A 12399-nucleotide genomic window follows, 5' to 3' on the forward strand; every position below is an offset into this window, starting at 1 on the left:
GCCACAAGCTGTTGGAGGAGTTTTTGGTGGTGGCGCTGGTGTGCGGGATTTTTCTCTGGCACCTGCGTTCATCCCTGGTGGCGATTATTTCGCTGCCGGTGGGCGTATTGATCGCCTTTATCGTCATGCGCTTTCAGGGCATCAACGCCAACATCATGTCGCTCGGCGGCATCGCGATTGCCATCGGCGCAATGGTGGATGCGGCGGTGGTGATGATTGAAAACGCCCACAAGAAAATCGAGGCCTGGCACCACGCCAATCCTGGCCGGGAACTGAAAGGTGAGGACCACTGGAGGGTCATGACCGACGCGGCGGTGGAAGTAGGGCCTGCGCTGTTTTTCTGCCTGCTGATCATCACGTTGTCGTTTATTCCGGTGTTCACGTTGCAAGCCCAGGAAGGCCGGCTGTTCGGCCCGTTGGCTTACACCAAGACCTACGCCATGGCGGCAGCGGCCGGGTTGTCGGTGACCTTGGTCCCGGTGTTGATGGGCTACTGGATTCGCGGGCGCATTCCCGATGAGCAGCGCAACCCGCTCAATCGTGGCTTGATCAAACTCTACCAGCCGGCCCTCGATGCGGTACTGCGCTGGCCGCGCCTGACCTTGCTGGTGGCGCTGCTGATGGTGGCGAGCGCGCTGTGGCCGGTGACGAAACTTGGTGGTGAGTTCCTGCCGCCGCTGGACGAGGGCGACTTGCTCTACATGCCGTCGGCGCTGCCGGGGCTGTCGACGCAAACCGCCGGTGAGTTGCTGCAACGTACTGACCGGCTGATCAAGACCGTACCGGAAGTGGCGCACGTGTTCGGCAAGGCCGGTCGCGCCGAAACCGCCACCGACCCGGCACCGCTGGAGATGTTTGAAACCACGATTGAGTTCAAGCCCAAGGACCAATGGCGCCCCGGCATGACCCCGGAAAAACTGGTGAAGGAGCTGGACCGTGTGGTGCAGGTGCCGGGCCTGACCAATATCTGGATCCCGCCGATCCGCAACCGCATCGACATGCTCGCCACCGGCGTCAAAAGCCCGATTGGTGTGAAGGTCGCGGGCGCCAGCCTGATGCAGATCGACGCGGTGACCCAGGCTGTGGAGAAGGTTGCCAGGACCGTGCCCGGTGTGAGTTCGGCACTGGCTGAGCGGTTGACCGGCGGGCGCTATATCGACGTGGATATCGACCGTTCGGCCGCTGCGCAATATGGGCTGAATATCGCCGATGTGCAGTCGATTGTGGCGGGCGCGATTGGCGGTGAAACCATTGGCGAAACGGTCGAAGGCCTGGCGCGGTTCCCCATCAGCCTGCGTTACCCCAAGGCGTGGCGCGACTCGCTGCAGGCGCTGGGCAGCCTGCCGATCTACACGCCGCAGGGCAGCCAGATCACCCTCGGCACGGTGGCCAGGCTCAAGATCAGTGACGGCCCGCCGATGCTCAAAAGCGAAAACGCACGGCCTTCCGGCTGGGTGTATATCGACGTGCGTGACCGTGACCTGGCTTCAGTGGTGAAGGACTTGCGTGAGGCGATTGAGCAGCAGGTGCACTTGCAGCCGGGCATGAGCCTCAGTTATTCGGGGCAGTTCGAGTTTCTGGAGCGGGCCAATGAGCGCCTGAAGCTGGTGGTGCCGGCTACCTTGCTGATCATCTTTGTGCTGCTGTACCTGACCTTTCGCCGCGTGGATGAGGCGGTGCTGATTCTGGGCACCTTACCGTTCGCACTGACTGGCGGTGTGTGGTTGCTCTACTGGCTGGGCTTCAATTTGTCGGTGGCCACGGGCGTGGGGTTTATTGCGCTGGCGGGGGTGTCGGCTGAGTTTGGGGTGATCATGCTGTTGTACCTGAAAAACGCCTGGGCTGAGCGTAAGGATGGTGATTTGCTGGCGGCCATTACTGAGGGGGCGGTGTTGCGGGTGAGGCCCAAGGCGATGACCGTGGCCGTTATCATCGCCGGGTTGTTGCCGATTCTGCTTGGAGGTGGGACTGGCAGCGAAGTCATGAGCCGCATTGCTGCGCCGATGATTGGTGGGATGTTGACGGCGCCGTTGCTGTCGCTGTTTGTGATTCCGGCAGCCTACCAACTGATGCGCCGCCCAAAAGCCAAGCGCTGAACAAAATGTGGGAGCTGGCTTGCCTGCGATAGCATCACCTCGATGTATCAGACACACCGAGTGTGATCGTTCCCACGCTCTGCGTGGGAATGCAGCCCTGGACGCTCCGCGTCTGCTTTGAAGAGTCGTGACGCGGAGCGTCACAGGAGGCATTTCCACGCGGAGCGTGGGAACGAACGTTCAGTATCGGCACGTCAGTCGTCAAACCCGACCTGTTCATGAATCTCATCCACCTTCAATTCCAACCGATACGCCACGGCAATAAACAACGCCTGGCACAGGCACAACGTGGCGCTCAAGGAGCGGAAGGCAAACGACGAACCCTCATTCACCAACAACACCGCGTTCGCCCGTTTGGCCAGGGGCGACAGGTTGCTGTCGGTGATGATCAAGGTCTTGGCCTGATGATGCTGGGCGATGCGCAGGCAATGCTGGGTCTCTTTGCCGTAGGGCGTAAAGCTGATCGCAATCACCAGGTCGTTGGCCCGCACGCTGCGCATCTGTTCGCGATAACTGCCGCCCAGGCCCGAGATCAGGTGGATGCGCTTGTTGGTGTGCTGCAGGTTGTAGACCAGGTAATCGGCCACGGCAAACGAGCGGCGCACGCCGACCACGTAGATATTGTCGGCGTTGACCACCAGGTCCACCGCCTTCTCAAACGCCACATCATCCAGTTCCAGCCCCAGGCGCTCGATGCCGGAGAGGGTGGCATTCACGCACTCACGCGCCAGGTCGCCGCCGCTGGCCTTCTGCGACTTGTTGGCGATCATGCTGCGGATGCGCTGCTGGTAGTTCTGCACCGGCGTGGTTTTGTGGGTGTAGGCCTCGCGAAACAGCGCCTGCATCTCGCTGAACCCACTGAAACCGAAGCGCTGGGAAAACCGCACGATGGCCGAAGGGTGCACTTCGCATTCGCGGGCGATGTCGCTGATGCGGTCGACCATGATGCGGTCGCTCTGCTGGCTCATGTAGCTGGCAATGCGTTTGAGCTGGCGCGGCAGGCTTTCGTATTCGTCCGTGATCAGCTGCAACAGGCGTTCGGCATTGATCGGAGGGCTGGCGATCGTATCTTCCAGGGTGGTCTCGGGATCGGTGCGGGACATGGGCAATCCTTCTGGCGTGTTCGTCTGATGCGCTGATGGGTGACGCAAGTCTACAGGGTAGGCGCAAAAAAATACCTCGGCATCACGGCGTCCGTGGGCTGCTGAAACGATGCACGGCTGCTGGCATGCCATTATGCTGGCTTATTGGAAAAAATATTCCACTAAAAATAATTATGGAATAAATATTGATTGCCGCCGCTGGACGTTCTAGTCTGCTTGCACCAAGAGCGTGTGCCGTCACCACGGCGGCACCACGCAGGCTGATAAAAATAACAGGAGCCAGCATGGGCCAGACTCGTTTTGCCAGTGGGCGTCAATTGGATCTGATTTGCCTCGGGCGCCTGGGCGTCGACCTCTATGCACAGCAAGTCGGTGCGCGGCTTGAGGACGTGTCCAGCTTTGCCAAGTACCTCGGCGGTTCCTCCGCCAACATCGCCTTCGGCACGGCGCGGCTGGGCCTCAAGTCGGCGATGTTGAGCCGGGTGGGCGATGACCATATGGGCCGTTTCCTGCTCGAATCCCTGGCCCGTGAAGGCTGTGATGTGAGCGGTATCAAGGTCGACCCGGAGCGCCTCACGGCCCTGGTATTGCTGGGGCTTAAAGACCGCGAAACCTTCCCGCTGGTGTTCTACCGCGAAAACTGCGCCGACATGGCACTGCGCGCCGAAGACATCAGCGAAGCCTTTATCGCCTCCAGCAAAGCCTTGCTGATCACCGGCACACATTTCTCCACCGATGGTGTGTACAAGGCCAGCATCCAGGCGCTGGATTACGCCGCCAAGCACAACGTCAAGCGTGTGCTGGATATCGACTATCGCCCGGTGCTGTGGGGCCTGGCGGGCAAGGCGGATGGCGAAACGCGGTTTGTCGCCGACCAGAACGTCAGCCAGCATGTGCAGAGCATCCTGCCGCGTTTCGACCTGATCGTCGGCACGGAAGAAGAGTTCTTGATCGCCGGTGGCAGTGAAGACCTGCTGACCGCGCTGCGCACCGTGCGTGAACTAACCCCGGCGACCCTGGTGGTCAAGCTCGGCCCGCAAGGTTGCACGGTGATTCACGGCGCCGTCCCGGCGCGCCTGGAAGACGGCGCGATTTACCCCGGCGTGCGGGTTGAAGTGCTCAATGTACTGGGTGCCGGTGACGCCTTCATGTCCGGCTTCCTCAGCGGCTGGCTCAATGACGCCAGCGATGAGCGTTGCAGCCAGTTGGCCAACGCCTGCGGCGGCCTGGTCGTGTCCCGCCACGCTTGCGCGCCGGCCATGCCCACGCCCGCCGAACTGGATTACCTGTTCAACAGCCCGGTGCCCATCACCCGGCCGGACCAGGACGTAACCCTGCAACGCCTGCACCGCGTCACGGTGCCGCGCAAAACCTGGAAGCAGTTGTTTGTGTTTGCCTTCGACCACCGCTGGCAACTGGTGGACCTGGCGCAAAAAGGCGGCCAGGACCTGAGCCGTATCAGTGACATCAAGCAGCTGTTTATCCAGGCCATCGAACGTGTGGAAACCAAGCTGGCGCAGCAGGGCATCGACGCCGATGTGGGCCTGCTGGCCGACCAGCGCTTCGGCCAGGATGCGCTGAATGCCGCCAGCGGCCGTGGCTGGTGGATCGCCCGCCCGGTGGAGGTGCAGAACTCGCGGCCATTGGCGTTTGAACACGGCCGCTCGGTGGGCAGCAACCTGATTGCCTGGCCCCAGGAGCAAATCATCAAGTGCCTGGTGCAGTTCCACCCGGACGACGAGCCGATGCTGCGCCTGGAGCAGGAGGCGCAACTCAAGGCGGTGTACGAGGCGTCCCTGGTCAGCGGCCATGAACTGCTGCTGGAAGTCGTGCCGCCCAAGGATCACCCGTCGACCTATCCCGATGTGCTCTATCGCAGCCTCAAGCGCCTGTACAACCTGGGCATATATCCTGCGTGGTGGAAGATCGAGGCGCAGTCGGCTGAAGACTGGAAAAAGCTCGACGAACTGATCCACGAGCGTGACCCGTACTGCCGTGGTGTGGTGCTGCTGGGCCTGAATGCTTCGGCGCAGTTTCTGGCCGATGGCTTTCAGCAAGCCAGCCAAAGCACCACCTGCCGTGGGTTCGCGGTGGGCCGTACGATCTTCCAGGAGCCAAGCCGTGCGTGGATGGCGGGGGAGATTGATGATGAAGGGTTGATTGAGCAAGTGCAGGGCACGTTCGAACAGCTCATCAATGCCTGGCGCAGTTCCAGAAATTAAACACAGTCAAATGTGGGAGCCGCTTGTGTGGGAGCCGGGCTTGCCCGCGATGGTATCGCCTCGGTCTAGCAATGAAACCGAGGTGATGCTATCGCAGGCAAGCCAGCTCCCACACAAGCCAGCTCCCACATAAAGCAGATCTCAGTGCTATCTGAAAAAAAATAAAAGGTGCAGCCATGCCCGCAATCCGAATTGGCATCAACCCGATCTCCTGGAGCAACGACGACCTGCCGGCCCTCGGCGGTGAAACGCCGCTGAGCACCGCGCTCAGCGAAGGCAAGGAGATCGGCTACGAAGGTTTCGAACTCAACGGCAAGTTCCCCAAGGACGCCAAAGGCGTTGGTGATGTGCTGCGTCCTTATGACCTGGCGCTGGTCTCCGGCTGGTACTCCAGCCGCCTGGCGCGCCGTTCGGTGGCCGAAGAAATCGAAGCCATCGCCGGCCATGTCGAGCTGCTCAAACTCAATGGCGCTGACGTGCTGGTATACGGCGAAGTCGCTGACTCGATCCAGGGCTCGAAGGTGCGCCTGATCGAACGCCCGCGTTTTCACAGCGAGCACGCCTGGCAGGAATACGCCGACAAGCTCACTGAGCTGGCGCGTTTCACCCTGTCCCAAGGCGTGCGCCTGGCGTATCACCACCATATGGGCGCCTACGTCGAATCCCCTGAAGACATTGACCAGCTGATGAAACGAACAGGCCCGGAAGTCGGCCTGCTGTTCGATTCGGGCCATTGCTACATGGGTGGCGGCGAACCCCTCGAGGTCCTGCGCAAACACATCGACCGCGTCTGCCACGTGCATTTCAAGGACGTGCGCAAGCCGGTGGTGCAACTGGCGCGCAACCAGATGTGGAGCTTCCCTGACTGCATCGTCAACGGCACGTTCACCGTGCCCGGCGATGGCGACATCGATTTTGCCGAGTTGCTCGATGTGCTGCTGGCTGCCCACTACAAGGGCTGGCTGGTGGTCGAAGCCGAGCAGGATCCGGCCGTGGCGCCTAGCTATATCTATGCCAAAAAAGGCTACGACACCTTGCGTGCGCTGCTCAACGAGAGGACTAAGTGATGAGCTTGTTGGTCAAAAGCAGCAAACGCGGGCAAACCATGGTGGCCCTCGAAGACGGGCGCCTGGAGTACGTGGGTTTTGCCGCGTATCGCTTGAGCCTGGGCGAAACCCTGCCGGTCAGCGCCGGCGATAAAGAGCTGTGCCTGGTGCTGCTCAGCGGGCGCGTCAATATAGAAGGCGAAGGCTTCAATTGGCAGAACCTTGGCGACCGCCAGTCGGTGTTCGAAGACAAATCCCCCTTCGCCGCGTACCTGCCGCCCGGCACCGATGCGCAGATTACCGCCTTGAGCGACGTGCAGATTGCCGTCTGTGCCGCGCCCGGCGCGCCTGGCTTTGAACCGCGCCTGATTCGCCCCGAGCAGTGCAAGCGCAGCGTGCGCGGCAAAGGCGCCAACACCCGCTACGTGTGCGACATCCTGCCTGACAGCGAGCCGGCCCATTCGCTGCTGGTGGTGGAAGTACGCACGCCGTCCGGGCACTCGTCGAGCTACCCGCCGCACAAGCACGACACCGACGACCTGCCGCACCAGAGCTTTCTGGAAGAAACCTATTACCACCAGATCAACCCGCCGCAAGGCTTTGTGTTCCAGCGCGTGTACACCGACGATCGCAGCATCGACCAGGCCATGGCCGTGGAGAACAGCGACCTGGTGGTGGTGCCCAAGGGGTATCACCCGGTCAGCGTGCCGTATGGCTACGAATCGTATTACCTCAACGTGATGGCCGGGCCAAAACGCGCCTGGCATTTCCATAACGACCCGCAGCACAGCTGGCTGCTGGACCTTTAAACGGTTTTGGACGGAGAACAACAACAATGAAGTCGCCGCTACGTTTTGCCCTTAACCGCATGGTCGCCCCCAACCTGTCCCTGCCGGACTTTATCCAGCTGGCCGCGGCCCTCAAGTGCGATGCCATCGAGATTCGCAACGACCTTAAAGGCCATGAAATCGAATACGGCACCCCGGCCAGCCGCGTGCGAGAGTTGTGCGCAGTGCAGGGCATCACGGTGCTGTCGATCAATGCGCTGTACCCGTTTGATGTGTGGAATGACGAGCGTCGCACCCAGGCCATCAAGCTCGCCACCTACGCCCGTGAATGCGGCGCACAGGGCCTGGTGATGTGCCCGCTCAATGAACGTGGCGACACCCGCAACGAGGCCCAGCGTGCCGCCGGTTTGCGCACGGCGCTGAGCGAGCTGGCGCCGATCCTGCGCGAGTACGGCATCCTCGGGTTTATCGAGCCGCTGGGTTTCGAGGAATGTGCCCTGCGTCGCAAGCGCGTGGCGGTGGACGCAATCCAATCCATCGGCGGCCTGGATGTGTTCCGCCTGGTGCATGACACCTTCCACCACCACCTGGCGAGCGAGCAGGAGTTCTTCCCGCAACTGACCGGCCTGGTGCATATCTCCGGGGTAGAAGACGCCGAAGCGCCGCTCAATTCGATTCGTGACGGCCACCGCGTGCTGGTGGGCGAGGGTGACATCCTCGGCAACGCCGCGCAGATCGACACCTTGCTCAGCAGCGGGTACGGCGGTTACCTGTCGTTTGAGCCGTTTGCCGAAAGCGTGCATGGGTTGGCGGATATCCAGCAGGCCATTGGGGCCAGTATCGCCCACCTGCAAAACCCCCGAACCTGACGCCGGTTAACCTGTGGGAGCTGGCTTGTCGAATCGTCGCACCGCTGCGATGGCGGTCTATCAGTGAAAGGTACATTGCCTGACACATTGCTATCGCAGGCAAGCCAGCTCCCACATTGAAGCAGTGTTAATCAACCCAATTGCATTCACACAAGGTGCAAGTGATGACCACAACAAGACTGACCATGGCCCAGGCCCTGGTGAAGTTCCTGGATAACCAATACATCGAAGTCGACGGCGTGCAGAGCAAGTTTGTCGCCGGTGTGTTCACGATTTTCGGCCACGGTAATGTGCTGGGCCTGGGCCAGGCGCTGGAGCAGGACAGCGGCGACCTGGTGGTGCATCAGGGTCGTAACGAGCAGGGCATGGCCCATGCCGCCATCGGTTTCGCCAAGCAGCATTTGCGTCGCAAGATCTACGCATGCACCGCCTCGGTAGGCCCCGGCGCGGCGAATATGCTCACCGCGGCGGCGACCGCCACGGCCAACCGGATCCCGCTGCTGCTGTTGCCCGGTGATGTGTACGCCAGCCGCCAGCCGGACCCGGTATTGCAGCAGATCGAGCAATTCCATGACCTGAGTATCAGCACCAACGATGCGTTTCGCTCGGTAAGCAAATACTGGGACCGTATCAACCGCCCTGAGCAACTGATGACGGCGGCGATCCATGCCATGCGCGTGCTCACAGACCCTGCGGAAACCGGCGCCGTAACCCTGGCGCTGCCGCAGGATGTGCAGGCCGAAGCCTGGGACTACCCGGATTATTTCCTGCAAAAACGCGTGCACCGTATTGAGCGGCGTCCGGCCACTGCGGCAATGATCGGCGATGCGCTGGCAGCCTTCCGGGGCAAGCGCAAGCCGTTGATCATCTGTGGCGGCGGTGTGAAGTATTCCGGCGCGAATGCGGCCCTGCAAGCGTTCGCCGAGCGTTTTGAGATTCCCTTCGCTGAAACCCAGGCGGGCAAGAGTGCGGTGGTGTCCAGCCACCCGCTGAACCTGGGTGGCATCGGTGAAACCGGCTGTCTGGCGGCGAACCTGTTGGCGCCCGAGGCGGACCTGATCATCGGCATCGGCACGCGTTATACCGATTTCACCACCTCGTCCAAGTCGCTGTTCAAGCATGCCGAGGTGAAGTTTCTCAACCTCAATATCAGCCCGTGCGACGCGTTGAAGCTTGACGGCGTGCAAGTGCTGGCCGATGCGCAAGTGGCCCTTGAGGCGTTGGCTGACGCCTTGGGCGACTACCGCGCCGGTTGGGGCGAGCAGGTCCGCGATGCCAAGGCGCAGTTGGACGCGGAAGTGGATCGCGTGCACCAGGTGCAATACCACGGCGACGATTTTGTGCCGGAGGTGGATGACCACCTGGACCGCGCCGTATTGCGCGAATTTATCGAGCTGACCGGGTCGTGCCTGACCCAGAGCCGTGTACTCGGCGTGTTGAACGACACCCTGGCAGACGATGCGATCATCGTCGCCGCCGCCGGCAGCCTGCCCGGCGACTTGCAACGCGCCTGGCGCAGCAAGGGCGTCAACACCTACCACGTCGAATACGGCTATTCATGCATGGGCTACGAGATCAACGCCGCCCTCGGTGTGAAGCTGGCCGAGCCGAGCAAGGAGGTGTATGCGCTGGTCGGCGATGGCTCTTACATGATGCTGCACTCGGAGCTGGCCACCTCGATCCAGGAGCGGCGCAAGATCAACGTGGTGTTGCTCGACAACATGGCCTTCGGCTGCATCAACAACCTGCAAATCGGCAACGGCATGGACAGCTTCGGCACCGAGTTCCGCTTTCGTAACCCCGAAAGCGGCAAGCTCGACGGCGGCCTGGTGCCGGTGGATTTCGCCATGAGCGCGGCGGCCTATGGCTGCAAGACCTACAAGGTCAGCAGCGTGGAACAGCTTCAGGCGGCGCTGGCCGATGCGCGCACGCAAACGGTGTCCACGCTGATTGATATCAAGGTACTGCCCAAAACCATGGTCCACGGCTACCTGTCGTGGTGGCGGGTGGGCGTGGCGCAAGTGTCCACCAGTGAACGCACGAATGCCGCCGCGAAAAAACTCAACGAACAGCTGGCCAAGGCCCGGCAGTACTAATAACAAGAGGAGTTGTGTATGTCGTTAAAGCTTGGAGTGATTGGCACCGGCGCTATCGGCCGTGACCATATCCGTCGTTGCAGCCAGACCTTGCTCAATAGCCAGGTGGTGGCGGTAACCGACATTAACCTTGAGCAAGCCGCCAAGGTCGTCGCTGATTTGAAGCTTGCCGCCGAGGTCTACGCCGATGGCCATGCGCTGATCAACTCGCCGCAGGTTGAAGCCATTCTCGTCACGTCCTGGGGGCCGAGCCACGAAGAGTTCGTGCTGGCCGCCATCGCCGCCGGCAAGCCGGTGTTCTGCGAAAAACCGTTGGCGGTGACGGCGCAAGGCTGCCGCAAGATCGTCGACGCCGAACTGGCCTACGGCAAGCGCCTGGTGCAAGTGGGCTTTATGCGCCCGTATGACGAAGGTTATCGCGCCCTCAAGGCCGTGATCGACAGCGGCCAGATCGGCGAGCCACTGATGCTGCATTGCGCGCACCGCAACCCGACAGTGGGCGAGAACTACAAGACGGATATGGCGATCACTGACACCTTGATCCACGAGCTGGATGTGCTGCGTTGGTTGCTCAACGATGACTATGTGTCGGTGCAGGTGGTGTTCCCGCGCAAGTCGAGCAAAGCCCTGGCCCACCTGCGCGACCCGCAGATCGTGCTGTTGGAAACCGCCAAGGGCACGCGCATCGACGTGGAAGTGTTCGTGAACTGCCAGTACGGCTACGACATCCAGTGTGAAGTGGTGGGGGAGACCGGCATCGCCAAACTGCCGGAGCCTTCGCAGGTGCAAATGCGCAGTGGCGCGAAGTTGTCGAATGCCATTTTGATGGACTGGAAGGACCGCTTTATCGGGGCTTACGACGTGGAATTGCAGGCGTTTATCGACAGTGTGCGTGCGGGCCAAGTCGGCGGGCCTTCGGCCTGGGACGGTTTTGCAGCGGCGGTGGCGGCGGATGCATGCATCGAGGCGCAGAACAGTGAGCAGATCGTGAAGGTGAGCTTGCCGGAGCGTCCGCACTTTTACGGCTAATCACAATCTGCCAGGTGGAATGCAGTCAGTGTGGGAGCTGGCTTGTCGAATCGTCGCACCGCTGCGATAGCGGTCTATCAGTGACAGCTTCATCAACTGACACGACGCTATCGCAGGCAAGCCAGCTCCCACACTTGATTGGGTTTGCAATTCAACAAGGAAACAACTTATGCGAATCGGACTAGTCGGCTACGGCCACGGAGGGCGCTTCTTTCATGCGCCGCTGATTGCAACCTTGCCCGGTGCGACTTTTGTTGGTGTGGTGACCCGTTCAGCGGAGCGCCGCCAGCAATTGAGTACTGACCTTCCGGGCGTAAAGGCTTTTGACAGCATCGGCCAGATCGTCGAGGCCGGTGTCGACGCGCTGGTGATCTCCACCACCCTCAAAGGCCGCCCGGCGCTGGTGCTGGAAGCCATCGAGCACGGCGTGGCGGTGGTCAGCGACAAACCCTTCGCCAGCAACGCCGAACAGGCCCAGGCGCTGATCACCGCCGCCGAGCGCCAGGGCTCGCTGCTCAGCGTCTACCAGAACCGGCGCTGGGATTCGGATTACCTGACCCTGCGCAAACTGATCGACGCCGGTGCCTTGGGTGAGATCACACGTTTTGAATCCCGCGTCGAACGCTACAGCCCGCAAGCGGTGGGCAATGCCAGTGGCGGCGGCTGGCTGCGTGACCTGGGCAGCCATCTAGTGGACCAGGCGCTGCAATTGTTCGGCCCAGTGGACCGGGTGTTTGCGCAATTGCAGTTCACGCCGCAACACCCCACCCTTGATCACGGTTTTTTCGTCTCCCTGACCCACACCAATGGCGTGATTTCGCACCTGTGGGGCAGCGCCCTGCAAAACAGCCAGGCACCGCGTTTTCGGGTCAGTGGCACCCTGGGTTGTTACACCGTCGATGGGCTGGACGGCCAGGAAGACGCGCTGATGGCCGGCAAGTCGCCAAAAACCGAAGGCGAGCACTGGGGCGCCGAGGAGCATCGACGCTGGGGTTGGTTTGAGCAAGGCGAGGAACGCGAACGAGTGCCGTCCGAGAAGGGCTGCTGGACGCAGTTCTATCGCCAGTTGCAGCTGGCCGTGCAAGGGCAGGGGCCATTGCCGGTAAGCGCCTATGACGCGCTGGAAACCACCCGTATATTGGACGCCGCA

The 12399-nt window shown here is 61.4% G+C and carries 10 protein-coding genes; 8 read left to right on the forward strand and 2 right to left on the reverse strand.

Going from position 1 to position 12399, the window contains the following annotated elements; genetic code table 11:
* Nucleotides 1–2096, forward strand: a 2096-nt coding sequence (locus FEM54_RS11660) for an efflux RND transporter permease subunit (protein WP_138450966.1), incomplete at its 5' end; no start/stop codon positions are given.
* 194 nt (nucleotides 2097–2290) lie between these two features.
* On the opposite strand, the gene FEM54_RS11665 is transcribed toward FEM54_RS11660, so the two are convergent.
* A complete protein-coding gene (locus FEM54_RS11665) occupies nucleotides 2291–3199 on the reverse strand; it encodes a MurR/RpiR family transcriptional regulator (RefSeq protein ID WP_017136418.1) in 909 nt (302 codons plus the stop codon).
* A gap of 82 nt (nucleotides 3200–3281) precedes the next feature.
* Nucleotides 3282–3485 (reverse strand): hypothetical protein, encoded by a 204-nt coding sequence (locus FEM54_RS11670; protein WP_138450968.1) that lies wholly within the window; start codon nucleotides 3483–3485, stop codon nucleotides 3282–3284.
* Here FEM54_RS11670 and FEM54_RS11675 point away from each other — a divergent pair.
* The 7 genes from FEM54_RS11675 to FEM54_RS11705 form a co-directional block, all read left to right on the forward strand.
* Nucleotides 3484–5421 (forward strand): bifunctional 5-dehydro-2-deoxygluconokinase/5-dehydro-2-deoxyphosphogluconate aldolase, encoded by a 1938-nt coding sequence (locus FEM54_RS11675; RefSeq protein ID WP_017136419.1) that lies wholly within the window; start codon nucleotides 3484–3486, stop codon nucleotides 5419–5421. The genes FEM54_RS11670 and FEM54_RS11675 overlap by 2 nt on opposite strands.
* A 176-nt stretch (nucleotides 5422–5597) precedes the next feature.
* Entirely contained in the window at nucleotides 5598–6488 is an 891-nt protein-coding gene (gene iolE / locus FEM54_RS11680) for a myo-inosose-2 dehydratase (RefSeq protein WP_099550128.1), read from the forward strand.
* On the forward strand, nucleotides 6488–7276 hold the full coding sequence (gene iolB / locus FEM54_RS11685) for a 5-deoxy-glucuronate isomerase (protein ID WP_099550127.1): 789 nt from the start codon (nucleotides 6488–6490) through the stop codon (nucleotides 7274–7276). Before iolE ends, iolB begins: the two co-directional genes overlap by 1 nt.
* 26 nt (nucleotides 7277–7302) lie before the next feature.
* Nucleotides 7303–8124, forward strand: coding sequence for a TIM barrel protein (locus tag FEM54_RS11690; protein WP_138450970.1), 822 nt, complete (start codon nucleotides 7303–7305; stop codon nucleotides 8122–8124).
* 164 nt (nucleotides 8125–8288) lie between these two features.
* The gene (gene iolD / locus FEM54_RS11695; RefSeq protein WP_138450975.1) at nucleotides 8289–10220 is read left to right on the forward strand and encodes a 3D-(3,5/4)-trihydroxycyclohexane-1,2-dione acylhydrolase (decyclizing); all 1932 of its coding nucleotides are present in this window, start codon (nucleotides 8289–8291) and stop codon (nucleotides 10218–10220) included.
* Nucleotides 10221–10238: 18 nt separating this feature from the next.
* Nucleotides 10239–11249: a bifunctional inositol 2-dehydrogenase/D-chiro-inositol 1-dehydrogenase gene (gene iolG, locus FEM54_RS11700; RefSeq protein WP_056859439.1), complete on the forward strand. Its 1011-nt coding sequence runs from the start codon at nucleotides 10239–10241 to the stop codon at nucleotides 11247–11249.
* A gap of 169 nt (nucleotides 11250–11418) precedes the next feature.
* A partial coding sequence (locus tag FEM54_RS11705) for a Gfo/Idh/MocA family protein (RefSeq protein WP_138450976.1) occupies nucleotides 11419–12399 on the forward strand: 981 nt, incomplete at its 3' end.

It is taken from the genome of Pseudomonas edaphica (assembly GCF_005863185.1).
Taxonomy (GTDB): Bacteria; Pseudomonadota; Gammaproteobacteria; order Pseudomonadales; family Pseudomonadaceae; genus Aquipseudomonas; species Aquipseudomonas edaphica.

What these genes read in the sequence shown, in the direction of transcription:
- FEM54_RS11690 (WP_138450970.1), top strand. Translation starts at nt 7,303, where the DNA reads ATGAAGTCGCCGCTACGTTTTGCCCTTAACCGCATGGTCGCCCCCAAC.
- iolG (WP_056859439.1), top strand. Translation starts at nt 10,239, where the DNA reads ATGTCGTTAAAGCTTGGAGTGATTGGCACCGGCGCTATCGGCCGTGAC.
- iolD (WP_138450975.1), top strand. Translation starts at nt 8,289, where the DNA reads ATGACCACAACAAGACTGACCATGGCCCAGGCCCTGGTGAAGTTCCTG.
- FEM54_RS11675 (WP_017136419.1), top strand. Translation starts at nt 3,484, where the DNA reads ATGGGCCAGACTCGTTTTGCCAGTGGGCGTCAATTGGATCTGATTTGC.
- iolB (WP_099550127.1), top strand. Translation starts at nt 6,488, where the DNA reads ATGAGCTTGTTGGTCAAAAGCAGCAAACGCGGGCAAACCATGGTGGCC.
- iolE (WP_099550128.1), top strand. Translation starts at nt 5,598, where the DNA reads ATGCCCGCAATCCGAATTGGCATCAACCCGATCTCCTGGAGCAACGAC.
- FEM54_RS11670 (WP_138450968.1), bottom strand. Translation starts at nt 3,485, where the DNA reads ATGCTGGCTCCTGTTATTTTTATCAGCCTGCGTGGTGCCGCCGTGGTG.
- FEM54_RS11665 (WP_017136418.1), bottom strand. Translation starts at nt 3,199, where the DNA reads ATGTCCCGCACCGATCCCGAGACCACCCTGGAAGATACGATCGCCAGC.